At 54.7% G+C, this 21,399-nt stretch carries 11 protein-coding genes; 5 read left to right on the forward strand and 6 right to left on the reverse strand.

Annotated elements, in window-relative coordinates; translation table 11 throughout:
* Positions 1-32: 32 nt before the first annotated feature.
* Together Q4D85_RS08250 and Q4D85_RS08255 are read right to left on the reverse strand one after the other, a co-directional pair.
* Complete coding sequence (locus tag Q4D85_RS08250) at positions 33-5,327, reverse strand: DUF5979 domain-containing protein (protein ID WP_303199624.1); 5,295 nt, start codon at positions 5,325-5,327, stop codon at positions 33-35.
* A 351-nt stretch (positions 5,328-5,678) separates the two neighbouring features.
* The gene (locus Q4D85_RS08255) at positions 5,679-6,944 is read right to left on the reverse strand and encodes an aspartate kinase (protein ID WP_303199625.1); all 1,266 of its coding nucleotides are present in this window, start codon (positions 6,942-6,944) and stop codon (positions 5,679-5,681) included.
* Between the two features lie 196 nt (positions 6,945-7,140).
* Between Q4D85_RS08255 and Q4D85_RS08260 the strand changes: the two genes are divergently transcribed.
* A complete protein-coding gene (locus tag Q4D85_RS08260; protein ID WP_303199626.1) occupies positions 7,141-7,992 on the forward strand; it encodes a DMT family transporter in 852 nt (283 codons plus the stop codon).
* A gap of 143 nt (positions 7,993-8,135) precedes the next feature.
* Here Q4D85_RS08260 and Q4D85_RS08265 read toward each other — a convergent pair whose 3' ends face one another.
* A complete protein-coding gene (locus tag Q4D85_RS08265) occupies positions 8,136-8,534 on the reverse strand; it encodes a helix-turn-helix transcriptional regulator (protein ID WP_303199627.1) in 399 nt (132 codons plus the stop codon).
* A 250-nt stretch (positions 8,535-8,784) separates the two neighbouring features.
* A complete protein-coding gene (locus Q4D85_RS08270) occupies positions 8,785-10,080 on the reverse strand; it encodes a hypothetical protein (protein WP_303199628.1) in 1,296 nt (431 codons plus the stop codon).
* Positions 10,081-10,704: 624 nt separating this feature from the next.
* Between Q4D85_RS08270 and leuA the strand changes: the two genes are divergently transcribed.
* A complete protein-coding gene (leuA, locus tag Q4D85_RS08275; RefSeq protein WP_303199629.1) occupies positions 10,705-12,522 on the forward strand; it encodes a 2-isopropylmalate synthase in 1,818 nt (605 codons plus the stop codon).
* A gap of 116 nt (positions 12,523-12,638) precedes the next feature.
* Here the strand turns inward: leuA and Q4D85_RS08280 are convergent, their stop codons facing one another.
* Positions 12,639-16,544, reverse strand: a complete 3,906-nt coding sequence (locus tag Q4D85_RS08280) for a DUF5979 domain-containing protein (RefSeq protein ID WP_303199630.1) — start codon at positions 16,542-16,544, stop codon at positions 12,639-12,641.
* An 871-nt stretch (positions 16,545-17,415) separates the two neighbouring features.
* Between Q4D85_RS08280 and Q4D85_RS08285 the strand changes: the two genes are divergently transcribed.
* The 3 genes from Q4D85_RS08285 (at position 17,416) to Q4D85_RS08295 (ending at position 20,647) form a co-directional block, all read left to right on the forward strand.
* Complete coding sequence (locus Q4D85_RS08285; RefSeq protein ID WP_303199644.1) at positions 17,416-18,501, forward strand: DNA polymerase III subunit epsilon; 1,086 nt, start codon at positions 17,416-17,418, stop codon at positions 18,499-18,501.
* An 89-nt stretch (positions 18,502-18,590) separates the two neighbouring features.
* Entirely contained in the window at positions 18,591-19,931 is a 1,341-nt protein-coding gene (locus tag Q4D85_RS08290) for a MurT ligase domain-containing protein (RefSeq protein WP_303199631.1), read from the forward strand.
* Between the two features lie 2 nt (positions 19,932-19,933).
* Complete coding sequence (locus tag Q4D85_RS08295) at positions 19,934-20,647, forward strand: type 1 glutamine amidotransferase (RefSeq protein ID WP_303199632.1); 714 nt, start codon at positions 19,934-19,936, stop codon at positions 20,645-20,647.
* Positions 20,648-20,651: 4 nt separating this feature from the next.
* Here Q4D85_RS08295 and recR read toward each other — a convergent pair whose 3' ends face one another.
* Positions 20,652-21,308, reverse strand: a complete 657-nt coding sequence (gene recR / locus Q4D85_RS08300) for a recombination mediator RecR (protein ID WP_303199633.1) — start codon at positions 21,306-21,308, stop codon at positions 20,652-20,654.
* Positions 21,309-21,399 lie beyond the last annotated feature (91 nt).

Below are 21,399 nucleotides of genomic sequence, written 5' to 3' on the forward strand. Positions count from 1 at the left end.
AGTTGTTGGCAGCTACACGCTAGTTACAGTGATTAGCTTTCGCTAGTGCCGCCCATATTGCGTCCGCGTCGGATGAAGAAGACACCGAGTGCGATGATGAGCAATGCCGCTGCTAGCACGCCGAGGACTGAAGCGCCGGTGCGTGCCAGTGAGCCGGTAGCACCTGGCTGGCCGTTGGCTGGGGCGTTCGCCTTTCCGGCGTTCTCGCCCTTAGGCGCTGCGGCCTGTGGCGCTGCAGTTGCGTCCTTGGCGATGCCCTTCTTGCCTGCTCCTTGAGCACCATCGCCAAGAGGATCGTCACCCTTCTTTTCCGCAGCTGGGGCTGGCGGTGCAGTTGGGTGGCCCTTCTTTGCTAGGTGGGCAATCGCGGCGACGCCACCAATGACCGCTGGGATAAGCACCAAGCCAGCAATCCAATACGGCTTCTGCGTATAGGTATTGGTGAAGGTGACTGTCACAGCCTCATCGCGTTTCGCCAGTTTAACGGTCTTCGCGGGTTCCATGCTGAGGAAGTAGTGCTGTTCAGCGGCCTTCTCCTCGTCCTCGGTAAAGGTACAGGAGGTTCCGGTTGGAACCGCGTCCCGAGCTACCACCGGTTTGCCGTCGCCAAGCACCTTGATTTCGGTTTCGGTGGCACCGGTGTCGGTGCAGGTGTAGCGGAAGGTGAATTCCTTCTTGGCAAAATCCTCATTGCCGGTAACGATCTTCGCGATCGACAGCGGCGCGGTGTCGCGGCTAATCGAGTTTTCGATCTCAACCTTTTGGGTTGCGGCCGTGATCTCGATGGTTTTCTCAGCGACCGGTGCGATCGTGTAACCAGTAATGGTGTTCTTTGCCAGGTCTTCGGTGATGGTACACGTCGAACCGTATGGCAGAGACTTCACCGCTTCTACTTCAGAGCCATCAGCCGGTGCGAAAATGCTTCCGGTGACCTTCGCCGGATCCAGTGGGCTGGTGCAGGAGTAATCCAGGGTGAAGCTGCGGTTAGCGTGTTCTGGCGCGGTTACTGTCTTTGCCAGTTTCAACGAACCAGTTTCCAGCGTGTAAGTATTGATCGCCTTTACTTCAGCTGGGTCGTTCGGCATACCGCTTACCGTTACCTGGGTTATCAATCCCGGCTGATCATTGACGGTGGTCCCGATTTTGACGTACTTCGCAGCAGTCGGGTCACTCTGGGTCACGGTGTAGGTACCGGCTGGCAGATCGGCAATGGTAGCAGTGCCACCAGCCTTGACAGTCACGGTCCTGGTAATCGGGTCGCCGCCCTTATCAGGCGTGCCGGTGACGGTGTACTCCAGTTCCTTCGAACCAAGTGGTGCAGCGTTGCCGATGGCGGTATGGGAAATGTTCAGGCCACCAATCTTCTCCGCAAACGTATTTGTCACTGTGACATTTTTCACCTGATCGGCTTCGATGGTCACGGTGGCCGGGTTAACAACCGATCCCACCGTGTAACCAGGCCGCTCAGCGTCGGCTGGGCGCTCGGCAATCTCGCAGGAGGTTCCACTCGGGAGCTTTTCGACGCTCACAGGTTGGCCGTTTGCTGGCACCCTGAGTTCTTTGATCTCACCCGGCGCGTTATCGCAGGTGTAGGTGACGAGGAACGAGGTGCCGTCGAAAAGCTGATCGTTGGTTACCTTAGCAACCGTGAATCCGCCGGTCTTCCGAGTAACAGTATTCGTCACGTTGAAGGCATTGCCATCACCGGCGGCGATGGTAACTGGGTTATTAATGTTAGTGACGAAGGCGTATCCCTCTGGGGCACGTGTTGTTTCTTGGAGCGTACACTCCCACCCAACTGGGATCTCGACGGATTTCTGTGCGCCTGGCTGCCCATTGCCAGTGACGGTCAGGTTGCCGGTAATGTCTTCCGGCTTCGCGCCGTCGGTCGGCAGCGTACAGGTGTAGGCAAAGCTGAAGTTGCTGTTGGTGAACTTCGCAGCGTCGTCGCCCTCAACGTTCTTGGTTACGGTAAACGTTCCTACCTGCTTGGTGTAGGTGTTGCTGACGCCAACAATGTTTTCCACACCTGCGGTAATGGTCGTTGGCGTGTACTGCGGTGCACCCGCAACATAACCTGCCCGGATTAGGGTGTCGGTTAACAGGTTTTCCTCGTCGCTGATTTCACAAGTGGTGCCTTCTGGGAAACTGTAACCGGTTTCCACCAACACGCCGGAAGCCGGAAGTTCTGCTGGAACCTTAGTGCCTGCGACATAGGTGTCCGGGCCGGAAACGCTGTTTGCGTCACAGCTCCACTTCACCGGGAACTTGTGTGCGGTATCAAATACCTGTGGCCGTGCGCCGGTGAAGGTCTTTTGCAGCTTCAACCCAGCCGACTTTCGAGTATAGGTATTGATGAAGGCTGCAATGGCAACCGGTTCGCCTTCATCAGCGATGGTGACCATGATGTTCTCATTGTTGACCACCGGCGCGTCGAATCCCGACAGTTGCGCTTCGGCAAGATTCTCAGTGATAGTGCACTGCGTGCCAATCGGGTATTCCTCGGCACTTTCTACCGCTTGACCATTGGCCGCGACCCGCATTGTCTTCGGCGCACCGAAGTTCGGGCTGTCACAGGTGTAGCTGAACTCAAACTCACCTTTAGCCTGAAGTTGCTGCTCAAACACCTGACGATGCGTATCCTGCCCCGAAGCTAACTGTGCTTGCTTCGTCACCGCAAACTTAGCGCTCTTTGAGGTGTAGGCATTAGTGAAGGTCAATTTGGATTCCGCTGCCGCGTCTGGCGCAGCCGGGTCTTCTACAACCACTGCGGTCTGCGCTTGCAATGGGGTGTGGGTGTAATTCTTCACGTTCGCTGAGTCAGCAACCTCTGTAACTTCACACCGGTGACCAACAGGAATGCCAGTGACGGTTTTCGGCGTTCCATCAACGGGGACTGCGATGGTTCCGTTGGCGGCCTGTGCTTCGCCTTCCAGATTTGATGGGTCACCTAGCGGCGACTTACAGCTGAAGGTAAAGTCGATGGTTTGTTTGTTCAGCAGATCTTTGAACTTAGGGTCGGCGAATTGCTTGACTACGCTAAAGCCACCCCGCTTTAGCTCATAAGCATTGTTAAAGTTCTTAACGTTGTTTTCTGGCGTGGATTGCTGAGCAATAACAAACCGTTGTTCCTGTGGTCGGGTTAAGTTATAGCCGCCAATCTCACCATTGTTATTTGCAGCTGATTCAGTAACAACGCATTCCGCACCGACATCAACTCCGGTAATATCCGCTGGCTCACCGGTAGTCACAGCAACGTTGTCCGCTTTAGCAACCGACTGCCCACCAATCTGACAATCATAATTAAAAGCGAAAGATTGCAAGCCAGCGAGCTTCCTAACTTCTGGTTCGCCAGTTATTTCTTTAGCTATGCGGAATCCCCCCTTGAGACGGGAGTATTTATTGGTTACCTCCGCAACACCGCCGGCTTTGGTGATAGTAACCAGAGCTGGCTCCATCGCGGATTGCACGAAGTCTCCAACCGTATGCGGTTGCTGTGGATCAAATTTTTCACGGACGACACAAACAGTTCCGATCGGGAAATCATCAGGCACTTCCTTCTCAGCTCCGCTTGCCGAAACATCTGGAATGTCTTTAAATGCAGTGCCTGTACCGCACCGATATTCGAAAGTAAATGTATCTGTCGCTGCTTGTTGCTTCAGGGCTTCTGGAAGATCTTGAAGAACCTTCTTAACCCGCAACTTTCCAGTTTCACGTTTCGCCTTATTGAAGACTTCGACTTCAGTATTGGTCTTATTTCGGATTTTAAAATTAGGTTCTACTACTTTCTGCCCAATTTGAAATTCCGCTTCTTCCCACTCAATGCCACCTGGCTTCGGAGCAGTCTGAATATCCTCTGCCAAAGTAATGGTTGTCCCTACCGGGAAATGAGGAGCTGGTGCAGTTTTACGCTCACCTGGAGACAGCCTAAATGTTATGGTTCCAGACGTTGCGGTAGCAGGTGCACCAGTAACTGTAACTTCGACGCCATCACCAGAAGTTGGCTGCCATCCTGGATAAGAGCTGACTGTATTCCCGTTGGGCAACGACCATGTACCGGTAATGGTAAATTTATCACTTTGTTGAACATTTTCAATTCCATTACCCTGCAAGTATTTCCGAACTGAGAACGTACCGAACTGGTCAACCATAACAATGTTCCCAGTAAGCGTCTGAAATGCTTTACCGATCGCACCTACTGATTGCCTGGTATCCTCCAAAGAAATTGTGTTTTCAAAGGTCATACCCTCTTTCACAGCCAAATTCTTGCGGCCTTGGGCATCAGCTTCTTCGTATCCAGAACGGCGCAATTGCGGGTTGATGGCATAATTAGTGTCTGCGTCAAAGGGGCCAGTGACTCGAATACGAGCCTGGGAATCCCGATAATCAGCCTGCCCATCTCCATTCGTATCGATAAACTCTACCTGCATGGAAAATCCATCTGGCAACTTCATATCGATCTGCCTATCACGGATCGCATCTACACATTCTTTGCCAAAAGAATCTGTGGTAACAAGGCCAGGCCGTACTCCACTTGCCAACGTGACGTTATAGCATCCTGTTGGCGCATCACTATTAAACTTCGAGTACAGTTCCGCATTGCCCTTAAACTTCAATATCCACTTGGACATGTCCGGATCAAACTCTTGCCCGGGACCTGCACTTTCAAGAAAAGACAAGGTATGAGTTTGTTTACCGTCAAATACCCGAGAATCACCAATACGCTGAAGCTCCTCTTGAACCAAGGCACTGTTAAAGCTAACGCCCCAACCAAGGCTTCCCTCTTGATTAATGAGATTGCTGGTATTCTTCCCCAAAGGAGCACGAGAATATGGCCTACTCACTTTTCCAACTGGTTTGTTAGCAGGCAAAGGAACTATTACATCCTGACCATTAACTGACACAGCCGCCGTATTTTGGTCATGCGTAGCCTGAATTCCAGCGACGAAGGCAAGATTGCCTTTAAACCCGGAAAAACCAAGCTGACGCAAAACATCTATACGATCATTGAAAGTACATGTTAATCCTGATGCCTTGTTCAAGACACATTGACCAACCTTGACGTTACTTCCATTGTATGGGACTTCCAGATCTAGTTTTTGCTCGACGCCAGTGGTAAGAAATGCCGGTGGTTTTACATTGAACTGGCTTCCGTTTGTAACCGAATCGTCACTCGCATCATAATTGAAGCTAACTTTCGCAGAGTTAAGCCCTTGCATAAGCTGCTGGTTTCCATCATTGACCAAGTTGCCCGTTGGGTCTGAGCTTTGGATCTTGACATCCGAAATAACGATTGCGGGATTCACGTCGGCTTGAGCCACAGGCATCACGACTAGCGTTTGTGCAACCAAAGACGCAACAGCAGCAACTGTTACTGCCACCCGGCCCGATCTCATTCGAGAACGTCGGAAAAACTTCCGCATAGCATAATTCCTAACTTATATTCTGATATACCTTTGCCCAAAAAAATTTAGACAATCTTTAGAAATTAAAGCGTATCAAATAAGACCACGTCGATAAAACCCACGCCGTACCCTCGAGAACCCAAAATGGATATAGAAGCGCTTTAACACGCAAATTCACTACCCTTAACCCCACCCCCGTAGCGCCCCCGCAATCCAAGAAAAGCCTCATCGGAAATATAATCCCGACTGAGGCTTCTGTTCGCTGTCTACGTATTAACGCCCGGTTCCTGCGTAAACCGTCGCTTCTTCTTCACCGCCCAACTCAAAAGCATCATGCAAAGCTTTAACCGATTTCGCCATCTCGGTTTCCCGGATCAATACCGAAATACGGATTTCCGATGTAGAGATCAGCTCGATGTTGACCCCTGCGTCACGGAATGCCTCACAGAAGGTGGCGGTGACCCCCGGATGAGACTTCATTCCAGCACCGACCAAGGAGACCTTGCCGATCTGATCGTCGTAAAGCACATTCTCACAGGTGCCGTCGGATTGCAGTTTCTTTAATAGCTCCAGCGCACGCGGACCATCCGTGCGGGGGCAGGTAAAGGTGATGTCGGTGCGATTATCTTCCAGCGAAGAGATATTCTGGATCACCATGTCGATATTGATTTCGGCGTCGGCAAGCACCCGAAATACCTTCGCTGCTTCACCCGGATTATCGGGAATGCCCAAGACCGTAACCTTAGCCTCAGAATTATCGGTAGCCACACCAACCAGAACTGCTTCTTCCACAGGAATATCCTCCATTGAACCGGCCACCAGGGTGCCGGGATCATTGCTATACGACGAACGAACACGAATCGGAACATTAAAGGCGCGAGCGTACTCGACGCTTCGCAACACAAGAATCTTGGAACCAGAAGCCGCCAATTCCAGCATCTCTTCAAAAGAAATCTGATCGAGCTTCTGTGCATCGGGAACGATGCGGGGATCGGCGGTGTAGACACCGTCCACATCCGAGTAAATCTCGCACACATCCGCTTCCAATGCCGCAGCCAGCGCAACAGCGGTTGTGTCCGAGCCACCCCGCCCTAAGGTGGTGACATCTTTGGTGTCTTTATTAACACCCTGGAAGCCTGCCACCAAACAAATCATCCCCTTATCCAGGGCTTCACGCACCCGCCCAGGGGTGACATCAACGATGCGCGCATTTCCGTGCCGCTCGGTGGTTAACACGCCAGCCTGGGAACCAGTAAACGATTGCGCCTGTGCGCCGAAGGACTCGATGGCCATCGCAACCAGCGCGTTTGAAATCCGCTCACCGGCGGTAAGCAGCATGTCCATCTCCCGAGCTGGCGGCACTGGGTTAACTTGGGCTGCTAGATCCAGTAATTCATCGGTGGTGTCGCCCATAGCGGAACACACGACGACCACGTCGTGCCCCTGCTTCTTTGTGGCAACAATGCGTTCAGCAACCCGACGAATCCGTTCCGCACTTTCGAGCGAAGAACCTCCATATTTTTGTACGACAAGTGCCACGGGCAACGCCTTTCCATGAAACCGTCCGCTGACATATAGCGCCGAATAACCAGGTATGACAAAATTTCATACAATAGCGGCGCCGTAACCAAGCAGCAGTTTCCTCAAAATCATCTTGGGTTATCGAAAAACTAGCATACTATTCCATAGCCCCGTAATACACGTTTTGGCGTAATCAGGAACTAGGATTTCATAGGTGCACAATAACTTCCTTGCCGTCGGCTTCGCGCTCGCCGCTGCGCTCGTTATCGCGTGGGGCACGGTGGTCCGCCACCGAATCGCAGAACGTGCACCTGCCGACGGCACCTGGAGCGGATCCCCACTGATCACCGCGATCCGGCGGCCGCTGTGGTGGTTCGCAACCTCAACGGCTCTCATTGGATATTTCTTCCAGGTTGTTGCCTTAAGCTACGGAACCTTGCTTATTGTGCAGCCAATCTTGGTGCTGAGCTTGATGTTCACCATGCCCATGTCGGCTTTCTACGACAAGCGCAAACTCCAACAGGACGAATTGTTTTGGGGTGCGGTTCTGACCATCGCGGTCGCGGTGTTGATCGTATTGGGTAGACCCAAACCGGGAATGACGATCCCAACGTTCTGGGAATGGCTTCCCGCATTGGTGGTGGGAACCGGGGCGATGGGAATTATTTACGGCCTATCGTTACGTCGCCCAAAGAATATTCAAGGGTTAATGCTGGGCGTGATAGTGGGCATAATTTACGGATTTATCGCCGTGTTATCCAAGGCGACCGTGGACGTTTATAACATGGGTGGCCTTGGTGGGCTACTGAGTTCCTGGGTGTTTTATTCCCTCGTCTTCGGCTCGGTATTCGGCACCATTGTCCAGCAGTATGCGTTTAATGCTGGTGCGCTGCGGCTGTCGCTTCCCGCGATGACCACGGTGGAACCAATCGTTGCGTTTTCCCTCGGCTATCTCGTGCTTGACGAATCATTCCAGGTCAATGGCTACAACTGGGTATTTATGGCTGTAGCCATCGTTGCGATGATCCTGTCCACGTTCGCCCTTTCAGCGCGCGGCAATCACTAACACTGGTTGCTTGCGCATTGGCGGGTGTCAGCGAAAATAGCGCCACGATTGGCTACCTGGGAGATTCCCGTCTGGAACTTGGCAGAAAACTAACCCGGGAGGGCGTAGAATTACCCGTACTATCCGTTGGTTTCTACAATCCGTTAGATGACAGATTCCAGTTCCGGCTGGTGCGCCGCTGCGAGCACATCGTCGAGGAAGGTTTGGATCTGCCCCACGCTGTGGGTTGCAATGCTGAAATGTGCCCATTTGCCTTGCATTTCGCGGGTAACAAGGCCAGCCTTGACCAGCCGCTTGAGGTGGTAGGACAAGGTCGGTTGGGTAATGCCAAAAATTTCTGGCATGTGGCAGGTGCACACGCTTCCACCGTTATTGCTCGCGATGAAGTGATAGATGCGGAAACGCACCGGGTCGGACAACGCCTTGAAAACCAATGCCATCCGGTCGGCGTCGTGATCGGGAAGGCTGCAGCGCCCTTCAATGCAAGCGCACTCGGTCGAAAGGACCGATAGTTTCTTGGAAATCTCTTTAGTCACACGCATAGCATATCTGTTTCTCAGCTTTTATTAAAGATTTACCCCCTTCAATTCAAATTCGTCAGACGTCTCCAATTTTCCAAGGTAGAAACACTGATAATTTAATCCACATAGCGAACTGCATCTTTAAGTTTTCGCAGCTTGCAACCTACCGCGTTTGTGAAGCAAAGCCAATAGGTGACAAGACAACTTAATTTTGACTTAACGGGGGTGATAATTAGGTTACCTTCTCCTCAATTCCGCTCGGAATCGTGGCTCAAATCGCCCACTCAAAGACCCCCAGCATATAGGCCGAGAACCACGTGCCCCACGCAACCCAGACTACGAGGGGAACCAGCCAAACGTAGGGGCGTCGACAAGCGCGATCGTTATCGCGGCTTTCCAGCCACAACACGATCGGAAGGATCAAAAAGATCGCCGGTAGCAACAACCGGGGGCGCGAATGCATGATCCCGTCGGAAAGAAGAATATTGGCAACCAGTGCCGCGCTAAACAGCCACACCGGCCACGGCAATCGACGAAAACCAATAATCACACCACATATCGACGCGATAATCACGATCGTCGACAACACGTACCCCGGCTCATTCCAGGCCGACCACGTGCGCCGAACCCATTGCAGCGTCGCTACTCCGAAATCGAAGCTGGAATCCCAACCTTTTTGCTGCATGCCGAAATAGCCGCCGATCGCACGGGTATAGCCAGAAGCAATCACCACGTAACTTATGACCGAAACCCCCGAAACCGCAACCGCGAGCCAGGCCCACCAGTTGCGACGAGCATATAACGCGACAACCACAGCGAAGGTGGCAACAATGTCAATGGCGGTCAGCCGCAGCAAACCCGCCGTAAAAATGAGCAACCCGGCCAACCACCATTTACGTTGGATCATGGCTATCAATGCCCAGGTGGTTACCGCCATAAACGGCGCCTCGGTGTAAATCATGTTAAACGTCACCGTCATGGGCGCGGTCGCCACCACAATCCCAGTGAGTACCTGCGCCCGTTTCCCGTATCCCATCAGCGCCACCAGCGCCATAGCACCAGCTACCGCGGCCACCGCGCTCACGGCAACCACAAGCCATCCCGCAACGATGACGTTCATTCCGGTAATCTCATGCAACAGCCGCATCAGACCAGGCAAACCGGGGAAAAACGCAAGTCGCTGCTCATAAATGGCCGGATCGGGCGGCCCTGCCCCATCACTGGAGAAATACCCATATTTCGCTATGGCAATAAAGTGCTGGGCATCCCATTTTCCCAGCAGGCTTGCGACAGCATCCTGCGGTCGACTCAATAGCCAGAGTGCGAAGAAACGCAGCAACGATGTCAGCGCGTAGATCGAGATCGCCCAGAGCCAGTCGGTGCCCGTTAATAGCCTCCCTGCGGCCTTGCCGCTGCCGCCCTGAGCCGCCACGGATTCTGCTGCTTCTCCGGCAGGGTGCGCCGGTGCCTGCATCTGGTTACGCCGCATGTTATCCGCGCCGGTACGCGACTGTTTCCGCTGACCTAAGAAGCCGCGCGGTCTTGGTTGGCCTTCTGGGATACTCACAAATTTCCACCTAACCAGGTTTTGCGGCTTCACGCAGCAAACGCCACGGCGGGTTATACATAAAAACCACTCGTTCTTTCCGGCATGTTCACAAACGTTGGCATAGCTTTTCCCCGCTTATCGCCTTATTTCGTGCGGACAGTCCACCACTATCCGCACATTCATCCCAGCGCGCCACCGGGTATCAATTCACCGAGCACTCGCCCCTCCCACACATCACACCCATCCAAAACCGAGCAATTAAATTTCACAATTCAAGATTTAAGTAAAATATTCAACCAAAATATCCCTCAAGTGCCGGAACGGCAAGGTTTTCACGGCATTCCCCCTTCGCAACCCCACATAAAAGTGTATGCTGTGCCACATGCAGCGTGCGAGCTTTCTTCTACTTCTTCGCCGCGGCGGGTTTTAGAGGCCTTAAAGTTCTTCATTTATTCGGCCAGCACCCCGTCGCGGGAAATTGTAATGCTGCTGGCCGTGCCTCGACAAGGCGTTTTAGAGGTCACACACAGATCGATCCCCACGCGGTTATCCCCGCCAATCGCCAGAAGTTTATGCAATAGGCCGTATTAAATGTAGATTTGTCGAGGAAAGACTCTTTAAACACCTTTAAAGGACTCCCTCATGGCTATCCACGACACCTTCATCTCCGCCCCTGCAGACATCACCACCCCATCCGGCCCACCCGCCCCCGGCCAAGCACCCTGGAATAAACAACGCAATTCCGCAATGCCAGTCGCCCGCTACCAGGCATTCGCCGAGGAAGTCGAAGACATCAAGCTGCCGGATCGCACCTGGCCAGACAAGAAAATCACCGTCGCCCCACAGTGGTGTGCAGTGGACCTGCGCGATGGCAATCAGGCGCTGATCGACCCCATGAGCCCGGAACGCAAGCGACGCATGTTCAACCTGCTGGTCAAGATGGGTTACAAGGAGATTGAGGTGGGCTTCCCCTCCGCCTCCCAAACCGATTTCGACTTCGTCCGTGAGATTATTGAGCAGAATAAAATCCCGGATGATGTCACCATCCAGGTTCTGGTTCAGGCCCGCGAGCACCTGATCCGCCGCACCTTCGAGGCCTGCCAGGGCGCGAAAAACGTGATCGTCCACTTCTATAATTCGACCTCCATCCTGCAGCGGGACGTGGTGTTCCGTAAGGACAAAGAATCCATCAAGAAGCTGGCCACCGACGCGGCACAATTGATCAAAGAAATCGCCCAGGATTACCCCGAAACAAACTGGCGCTGGGAGTACTCCCCCGAGTCTTTCACCGGCACCGAGGTTGGCTACGCCAAGGAAGTCGTCGACGCGGTGGTGGAGGTCATGGACCCAACCCCCGAGAACCCGATCATCATTAACTTGCCTGCAACGGTGGAGATGATTACCCCTAATGTGTATGCGGATTCCATCGAGTGGATGCACCGCAACCTCAACCGCCGCGATTCCATCATCTTGTCGCTGCACCCCCACAACGATCGCGGCACCGGCGTGGCAGCTGCCGAGCTGGGCTACTTGGCTGGCGCCGACCGCATCGAGGGCTGCTTGTTCGGCAACGGCGAACGCACCGGCAACGTGTGCCTGGTTACCTTGGGGCTGAATATGTTAACCCAGGGCGTTGACCCCCAGATCGATTTCTCCGACATCGACCAGATCCGCCGCACCGTCGAATACTGCAACCAGCTGCGCGTTCCGGAACGTCACCCATACGGCGGCGACTTGGTCTTCACCGCCTTCTCCGGTTCCCACCAGGATGCGGTGAACAAGGGACTGGATGCGATGGCATCGCGCGTCAAGCCTGGTGCGACCCACACCGATGTGAAGTGGGAGGAGCTGCGCGGCGAACAGTGGGAGGTTCCGTATCTGCCGATCGACCCAAAGGACGTGGGCCGCAATTACGAGGCCGTAATCCGCGTGAACTCGCAGTCCGGCAAGGGCGGCGTCGCCTACATTATGAAGACCGACCACGGGCTGGCCTTGCCGCGGCCGATGCAGGTCGAGTTTTCTTCCGTCGTGCAGGCCGTCACCGATGCGGAAGGCGGCGAGGTGGAGTCCAAGGCGATGTGGGACATTTTCGCCCGCGAGTATCTGGATCGAGTCTCCCCGGTTGAGCAGGTGTCCATGCGGGTAGATGCCGCGCAGACGGAAAACGACCAGGCAAAGATCCAGGCCAAGCTGCTGTTTAACGGTTCCGAGGTCGTGATCGAAGGCCACGGTAACGGCCCAATCGCGGCTTACGCCAATGCCTTGGAGTCCTTGAATATCGACGTTGAGGTGCAGGAATACACCCAGCACGCCCGTACTTCCGGCGACGATGCCGAGTCCGCGGCCTATATCTTGGCCGAGGTGAACGGCCAGAAATACTGGGGTGTGGGTATCGCAGGTTCCATCACCTACGCGTCGTTGAAGGCTATAACGTCCGCCGTTAACCGTGCGTTGAGTTAAGCCAGAAAATAACGAACAACCACCGCTTACTGTGCCGGTTTTGGCACTTTAAGCGGTGGTCGTTGCTTTTCGACGCCACCACCGTGCGATCACGGTGGCGGTTTCATGTGATGGTTCTAGCGGTTACGACGCCGACTAGAGTTCACCATCAGCGCACCCAGCGCGCTGATGAGGGCGGCAATGGCGATGAGCCACTGCACCGACGCGCCTGTCTTGGCTAATTGCTTAGGCTGGGCTGCAGCTGCTTTCTGCTTGGCAATACCCTTTTTCGGAAGACCCTTCTTAGGGGTTTGCGGGGCAGGCTGCTGCGGCTTCGGTGTCGTCTTCTTTACTGTCTTGATCAGCATAGTGATCAGTGGTGTCACCAGGATCGGGACCAGCGGAATCAGACCCCACCAGAATGGCGGATTGGAGTGGTTGCGTAGTTCCACATCCAGTACCTGGTTGAAGCTATTCGGCGTTACGGTAACAACCACGCTGCCGTCGTCGTTAGGCTTCACCGCATCCGGGGTCGGGGCGCTGAAGACTGGTGCATCCCACCGCAGAAGTGCGTCATCTTCGGGTTGAATCTCCTTCAACGTCACCTGGGTGCCCACCGGCAGCGCAGGCAGATCGATGTAAGTTTGACCAGCCATGATGTCGAATTCCTGGTTGTGCTCAACACCGCCTAACTGCCAGCTGGCTTGGACACGGAACTTCCTGTCCGCGGCAACCAGCGGTGCGTTAAGACCAGCGAGTACCTTCCGCACGCTAATACGTCCAAGTTCGATATAGGCATTCTTGATCGTGACGGTCTTCTCCTCGTTATTTTCCGCGATCGCCTCGGTTCCGGTAGTCACCGAAGCCGCCGGATCGAATTGCGCTCCCTCGACCGCTACGGAATCAAGGTTCTCATTGAATTCGCAGCTACTTCCCGCCGGGATATTGGGAAGCACGGCTGGCGTATCGGGTTTCACTTCCAGCACCCCAGTGTTTCGTTCCTGTCCCCTGGTGCACACGTAGCCAACCCGGTAGGTATGGTTGCGTGCTTTCGCTAGGGCTGCTTCGGAACCAACCAGCTCCTTGTTCACGGTGATGGTTCCTAGCCACTGGGTGTAGGTGTTCTTCACGGCAATCTCTTGGGTTGCGTCTTTCGCGATGGTCACGGGCGCACCGATTGCGACCTCTAACGTCGCCAAATCGATTTTTGCGCCGCGTTCAGTTACTGAGCACTCCATTCCAACCGGAATACCAGTAACGGACTTGCTTTCCGCCACGGTCACGCCTGTGATCTCGCCAGTGAGTTCCTCATCGCCTTTTCGGCAGGTGTAATCGAAGTCGAAGGTCTTGTTATCCGGAACTTGCGCGCCCGCCTGGGAAACTACCGTCTTTTTCACCTTGAAGCCGCCGGTGTGGCGGGTATAGGTGTTGGTGAATTCCGCCAAGGTGGTTTCAGTAATTGGCTTGATCGTTATCTGCTTCGGCTCTTCAATCACCACATCGTAATTAGCAACCTCAGCCGACGCACGAGACTCCGTCACAGTACACGTAGTACCCACCGGGAAATCTTCCCTCGTCTCAACCTCATTACCACCAGTCACCGTCAACTGACCATCAGAACCATCAGAACACCGATAACTAAACTCAAACTGCTTCGCCTTAATCACCGCATCATCACCAGCAGCAATAACACCAGCAACCTGCTTACGCACCTTAAACTTCGCCCGATGCTGGGTATAGGTGTTGGTGAAACTGAATTCAACCGTTGGCTGATTCTTCGCCGCAATCACCTTCGTCTGCGGCTGCGTCTGCGCCCACTCGTGATCTGCTACGCCGGTATTATCGGCCAACTCCGTCACCGTACACGACGTACCCACATCAAAGGTCTTATCATCCTGCGTACCGTTAACCTTCGGACTCACCCAGGACCCATCACCCGGAACCGAAAGCTTCCCAGACTCAGTGCCACAAGTGTAATCAAACGTAAACGAACGACTCCGCACCTGCTGCAACTGATCACCAGTCAAACCAGCAATATCCTTCTTCACCTTAAAGGTTCCCTTATCACGGGTATAGAAGTTGGTGAACTCAACAACCGCTTGTGGCTGCTGTAGAGCAGCGATTTCGACGGTTTGCGGTGCGACAGGTCCAACTTCGTAGTTATTGATTCGGGCACTGGTCATGACTTCGGTGACTTCACACCGGGTGCCCACTTCGATGTCCTTATCAATTTCTTTCGGACGTCCATCACCTTTGACCATTATTGTGCCGAAGGTTTGAGCCGCATCGTTGCATTGATAGCTAAACTCGTAGTCTTTCTCATTGGCACCTTCGAAATCAGCCGGCCGTAGGCCACGCACGTTTTTCCGTACCTTAAACCGCCCTTTGTCCTTGGCGTATACGTTGGTGAATTCCGCGCTAGCAACGGTGTTTCCTGCGCCGGGTTTGGTGATCCGGATAGTTTGGACACCGTTGGCAGGGGTAACAGTTGGACGCTTTCCGTTGATTTCAGCGGCTGTTGCTACTTCGGTCACCGTGCATTCGGTTCCGATGGGGAATTTCTTGTCACTCGTAACTGGCTGCCCGTCGCCCTGCGCCGTAATCGTACCTTGGGAGCGGTTGGGATCGTTACAGGTATAGCTGAATTCAAATTGGTGGTTTTGCACACCGTCGATGCCCGATGCTCGCTTTACGACGCTAAACGGCGCCGCTTCTACGGTCGTATTGGTCACGGTTACGCCCACATTCCCTTGAGAATTGGTGCGAATCACGGCAGTCTTACCGCCATTGGTGATCCGAACGTTTCCGTTTTGGAGATCAGCAGGGTTTGTTGCAGTAAATACTGGGTCGCCGAAGGTAACGCCGGTGACCTTCGGGAACCGAATCTCCGAGAGGGTGATTTCCGTTCCTTCGGGAACTCGCACGGTGCCTTTTGCCACCGGCCCATTAAGGCGCACTTCGATGTCTTCTTCGCCACCATTCCATGCTGCGTGAATGGTGAACGCCGTACCAGCACCAACGCCCCGAGATTGCGGCGTGATCAGTTTCTTAACCTCGAACGTTCCAGAATTGAGACCAGTGATCGTTCCCGAGCCAGACGCCTGGTATTCCAAGGTGAATTCTTGTTTCATTCCCCGGAAGCTTGCTTTAACGGAGTTCTTTGTTTGCGCCCCGATGAATACACGTTCAGCACCAGCAGGCTTGGTCTCGTAAAACACCTCGTATGCCTTGTCCGCGCTCCAACCGCCAGCGGGTGCGGGTATTGAAATGCGGAATTTGCTGGGGTTCACCGGATCTACACGCAGGTCAGTAGCGTTGAAGGTTTGCAACGCCGGGTAGACGTACGTATCGCCAGAACCAGGGACAGTATTGAATTCATGAACAACGATTGGTTTCTGCGTGTTTAGGATGTGCTCAACGAATTGCGAGGAAACTTCGGATTCGTCTTCAAATACCGCTGGCGAGTGGGGTGCATCGGCTAGCCATGCACCAAAGAATGCGATCTGCCAGGTTGCGGCTTCTTTACCGTCGGAATACCAACCGAATTTGTTCAGTTCGTGCAACGTTACCTGCTTATGGCCGATCCCACCGCCGGGAACATCGTAGTTGAGGACGCGGTTGCCGTTGAAAGTAAACGGTAATTGGCTGATGCGTCCGATTTCCTGGCTTTCCAAGTCGATGCGGACCGTGCCATGTACCCTATTTTTTGCGACAAACTTGTCGTTGAAGGTACAGGTCAAAACCTTTGTTTGCACCGAGACTGAACAGGTTCCGCCCTGTGTTTGATCGCTATCGGCTAGCGGGAAGTCGAAGCTGTTCACGAAGCCGAATTGTTGCGGTAATTGCAGGGTGAAAAAGTTATTCGCCACGACACCTTGGGTGGCCCGCCAGTTAAAAAATAATGAAAGCTGGTCGTATTGCCGCAATTGATTAGGGCGCTCAACCCCGTCCGGCTCTGTCTTCGGAGTCTTCTTAGTGATTACCAGGTCGGAAAACTCGATTCCTGGCTGTTCCGTTTGGGCGTGGGCCTTTTGCGGCACCATGCAAAAACCCATCACTAGGGCCAAAATAATCAGATTGACCAGCGCTATTTTGCCTGATCTCCACCGTGAAAAGTGGACTCTCCTTGCCGTCACAATCCACTACCTTCCATTATCTCCATGTTTTACAAGTTTCAATGTCACTGCTTCGCCAAACTTAAGAAATCTAGCCCCAGCCGCGCTGAAACTTAATTTTTCACAAGCCTTAAATGAGACGTCAACAAAGTTAGCCTTGCATGGATTATTAGCTGCGTCAATTGGGGTAAAGCACTGTTTTTACGGCCGGAAAATAACCACAAATATCAATATTGAAGTCATTAAATATCTAAATATTTTAAGCATAAAATAAGTTCCAGCTTAGGTGCGGTTGCAGCGTTCAGCGCGATGTGCACCACATAGCCCTAGCGCTACCTTCTCACTGGTCGCTGACAGGTGGTGATTTCGGTCGCACCATCACACGGTTCCCCCCAATCGTGTGGGAGTGATTCGGGATTGTTTCTATCTCAAGGGGGGCGTTCCACGCGGGTGTTCGTTCCATCGGGTGCCCCGCCAAGAAACTCAACAGGTGCGGTTTTCGCTACTGTCTGCAATCCGTTTCACAATTCGCGGATGCAAGCTGCGCGCAATCCCATGCCATACCCGCCGAGTGCACGCTGTTGATACCACGCAAAGCCAGATACAATTAGCCCCCATGAGTGAATCTTCTTCCCGCAGTAATGTTTCCCGCCCCGCATCTGAAGATTCCTCCCGCTCTGCTGAGAAAAATTCCGTTTCCTCGCAGCGGCCCCGGCGGCGTCGGCGGCGCCCATCGGGAACGCCAACACCGCAACCCGCACGCAATCAGCACAGCCAACCGCGTCCGCCTCGCCGGGTTCTGAGCGAGGAAGAAAAGGCGGAACGCGAAGCCAAGCGGTTGCAGTACCAGGCTGAACGCGCCGAAGAACTCGCCCGTAGCCCCTACGTTGCCATGACGATCCATAGTTCTGGCATTCACCCGAGCACCGCTCATATCGTCGCTATCGATGCGCTCTTGCTTTCGCCTACCGGGGAGGTCGTCGATGAGTATCATGCAGTGATCAATCCCCCAGGCAACCCCGGACCGCAACATTTGCACGGCCTTACGCCTGTAGAAATTGCGGAAGGCAGCCGGTTTGAGCAAGTACTTAAACCCCTAGGTCGGCTTATCGACGGCCGCACGTTGCTTGTCAATAACGCCCCGCTTTCTTGGGGTTTTATCCATAATGAAGCACGATGCACCATGGCTAAAGTTGCACGGGCGAACCGAAGCCGTAACAACCGAAATAGGTCACGTCGTCGGCACCGGGTGGGGCACGTGCCGAAACCTAAAGCCATCATCGATACCCTCAGCATCGCGCGTCGACAAGCAAAGTTTTTACCCGATACCCGTATCCGAACCGTGGCGCGTGCGCTCGGCATCGAAACCGCCGCTGCCACCGCAACCGTCGACCGGGCCCAGCAACCAGCCGCCGACGTCGCCCGCGAAGAAACAACGCTGGTTGCCGATATGTTTTTCCATGCCCAGCAGCAATTCCCCGACTCCATCGCCGCCACCACGCCCGATACCTTGCGCGCCGATCCCTTCGGATTACAACGTTCTGCCATCCGCGTCGACGCTATGGAGGCCGATGCCCGGTACGAAAACCCCGGAGTCTATAACCCCGACACCGGATTAATCGCCGGGATGGAGGTGGTGGTCGCCCCCGAGATCACTCTCGACCCCGACATCATCATTGAGGCCATCGTCGCGGCGGAACTTTTCTATTCCGAGAAAGTCACCCGGCAAACCTCGCTGGTGGTCTGTAACATCACCGATCCGCTGACTGGAAAAGCAATGCACGCTAGCCGGAAAGGTATACCGCTAATCAGCGACACCGATTTTTTAGAACTCGTAAAAACCGTTCAACCAGGCACAACCATCACGCCTGCCGAGGCCTCCTGACCGTATACCGCAATTGTTGCCAACTAGTAATGCGATGCGCTGATCTTCTACAGGCGAATAACACGACTAACGGACTACACTCTTAGCTCATGAAGTTCCCTCGATTGAGCACACTGGTTCCAGCGCTCGCCACCACAGCCGCAGCAGCTACCGCCGTTGCAAAAGTTCCTGGCCTGCGCACCAAAGCCGCCATCGGTATCGCCAACCTGGCTACCTACGCCTCCCGCGCCACCGGACGCGGCTCGGGCGGAATGATTGGCGGTTTGATAGCGGAGAAAATCGACCCACAGATCATGAAGAACCTCGGCGGTGGCAGGCCCGTTGCCATCGTCACCGGCACTAACGGCAAATCCACCACCACCCGGATGCTGACCTCGGCGTTGCGCAGCAGCTACAGTGTTGCCACCAACGACGGCGGCGACAACATGGACGCGGGTATTATCTCTGCCCTCATGGCAGGACGCGAGGCGAGCCATATCGTCCTTGAATGCGACGAGCTGCACGTGCCAGCAGTTGTGGATCGACTCCGCCCCAGCTGTTTAGTTTTGCTCAATTTATCCCGCGACCAGCTCGACCGCGTGGGTGAGATTAATAAGATTGAACGTGCGCTGCGCGATTGCGTGGCCGCCCATCCTGAGCTCACAGTGGTCGCTAACTGCGACGATGTCCTCGTGACATCCATCGCCAAGGATGCGAAAAACGTCGTGTGGGTGTCTGCCGGAGCCGGGTGGTTAGGCGACTCTATTTCCTGCCCTCGCACCGGCGGCCACATCATTCACGACAATGGTTCCTGGAAAGCCGCCAAACCGCTGCCTGATGGCTCCACGTTTGCCCGACCGGAACCGGACTGGGCAATCACCGACGCTGGAATCACCGATTCCACCGGCCAAACCCACCCGTTGTCGCTTCAATTGCCGGGTCGCGCCAACCGGGGTAATGCCACCCAAGCCGTGGCGGCCGCCGTCGCTTGTTTCGATATTCCCGTCGACCAGGCGATTAGCGCCGTCGAATCCGTCGACGACGTTGCCGGTCGGTACTCGACTCTGCAATTGGGAGATCGTTCGATCCATCTGTTGCTGGCGAAGAACCCGGCCGGTTGGCAAGAAGCCATGTCGATGGTTGATCGTAGCGCTGACGGGCTGGTTATCGCCGTCAACGGTCAAGTTGCCGACGGCGAAGACCTTTCGTGGTTATGGGACGTTCAATTCGAAGATTTCGGGCCGCTTAAAGTCATCGCCTCCGGCGAGCGCGGCACCGACCTTGCTGTTCGTTTAACCTATGCCGAGATCGACCACGACTTGGTATCCGACATGGTCGCAGCAGTTGAGGCGTGCCCGGCCGGAAACATCGAGGTTCTGGCCAATTACACCGCATTCCGTGACCTCAAACGCGCGTTGGAACGCCGCATCGCCACCGAGAAGGAGAACTAACGATGAGCACGTTAACAATCGGTTTGGTCCTGCCCGACGTCCTCGGAACCTACGGCGACGACGGAAACGCGCTTGTCCTGCGGCAACGCGCCCGCATGCGCGGCATCGACGCTGAGATCCACAAAATTCGGCTCGGCGAACCCGTCCCCACCCAACTCGATGTGTACTGCCTCGGCGGCGGCGAGGACACCGCCCAGATTATCGCCGCGGAACATCTCAAAGCCGACGGCGGGTTACGCAAGGTCGCTGCCGCCGGTGTCCCGATATTCGCTGTATGCGCTGGGTTCCAGATCCTCGGAACAAGTTTTCGGGCAGGCGGCACGGAAGTCACGGGACTTGAGCTTGTCGACGCCACCACCACAACCCTGAAAACCCGATCCATTGGGGAAGTCACCGCCGCCCCGATCGGGGGCGGGTTAACCGACACCTTCACCGGATTCGTCAACCACATGGGTGCCACCACCTTAGGCCCCGACGCCCAAGCGCTTGGCACCATCATCACTGGCCCTGGCAATACCGACCAAGATCAGCGCAGCTACGAAGGTGCCACCCAAGGCACCATCATCTGCACCTACATGCACGGTCCGGCATTCGCCCGCAACCCCCAACTGGCTGACCTGCTCATCGCACAAGCCACCGGCACCACCCTGGCCAAGCTTGCACCGCTGGACATCCCGGTCGTCGAAAAGCTGCGGCGCGAACGCCTAGGGCGATAACGCGCTACAACCGCAACCTGCCGCTGAGGGCGCGCGACAACGTGAGTTCATCGACGAACTCCAAGTCGCCGCCCAGCGGCATGCCGGAGGCCAAGCGGGAGACCACCAAATCCGGGAAATCCTTCAATAACCGCACCAAATAGCTCGCCGTTGCCTCGCCCTCCGTATTCGGATCAGTGGCGATAATAACCTCGGAGATCTCCGGCGCATCATCAACTAGCGGCGCATCCGGCGTTGACCCTGCTAACTCCCGATCGGGCAACACCCCACCAATCCGCTGCAACAACTGGGAGATATTCAACTCACGCGGCCCCACATTATTCAACGGGTCCAACGCACCCCCCAACACGTGGTAGCGGCCATTGAACTCGCCGGTCCGCTCTAAAACCTGGATGTCTTTTGGCTCCTCAACCACACAAATAGTGCCCCGATCCCGCCCCGAATCGGCACAAATCCGGCACACCTCATCGCGGGAAATATTGCAACAAATCCGGCAGAACCGCACCCCATCACGCACCGCCCCCAGTGCCTCCTGCAGCCGCGTAATATCAATCGGCTCCACCTGCAATAGGTGGAATGCAATCCGTTGCGCGCTCTTCGGGCCAACCCCCGGCAATCGGGACAGCTCATCAATCAGATCCTGCAATGGCCCTTCAAACACCTGAAATTTTCCTTTCGGTCAAAACCAACCAACCGCAACTGATTCTGCCACATCACCCCGACACAACCACGTGACAGCCCGCGACGGTAGG

The organism is Corynebacterium sp., assembly GCF_030532965.1.
Classification (GTDB): domain Bacteria; phylum Actinomycetota; class Actinomycetes; order Mycobacteriales; family Mycobacteriaceae; genus Corynebacterium.

Coding starts and splice junctions, on each gene's coding strand:
- Q4D85_RS08290 (WP_303199631.1), top strand. CDS start 18,591: ATGAAGTTCCCTCGATTGAGCACACTGGTTCCAGCGCTCGCCACCACA.
- leuA (WP_303199629.1), top strand. CDS start 10,705: ATGGCTATCCACGACACCTTCATCTCCGCCCCTGCAGACATCACCACC.
- Q4D85_RS08295 (WP_303199632.1), top strand. CDS start 19,934: ATGAGCACGTTAACAATCGGTTTGGTCCTGCCCGACGTCCTCGGAACC.
- Q4D85_RS08250 (WP_303199624.1), bottom strand. CDS start 5,327: ATGCCTGTGGCTCAAGCCGACGTGAATCCCGCAATCGTTATTTCGGAT.
- Q4D85_RS08280 (WP_303199630.1), bottom strand. CDS start 16,544: ATGGTGCCGCAAAAGGCCCACGCCCAAACGGAACAGCCAGGAATCGAG.
- Q4D85_RS08265 (WP_303199627.1), bottom strand. CDS start 8,534: ATGCGTGTGACTAAAGAGATTTCCAAGAAACTATCGGTCCTTTCGACC.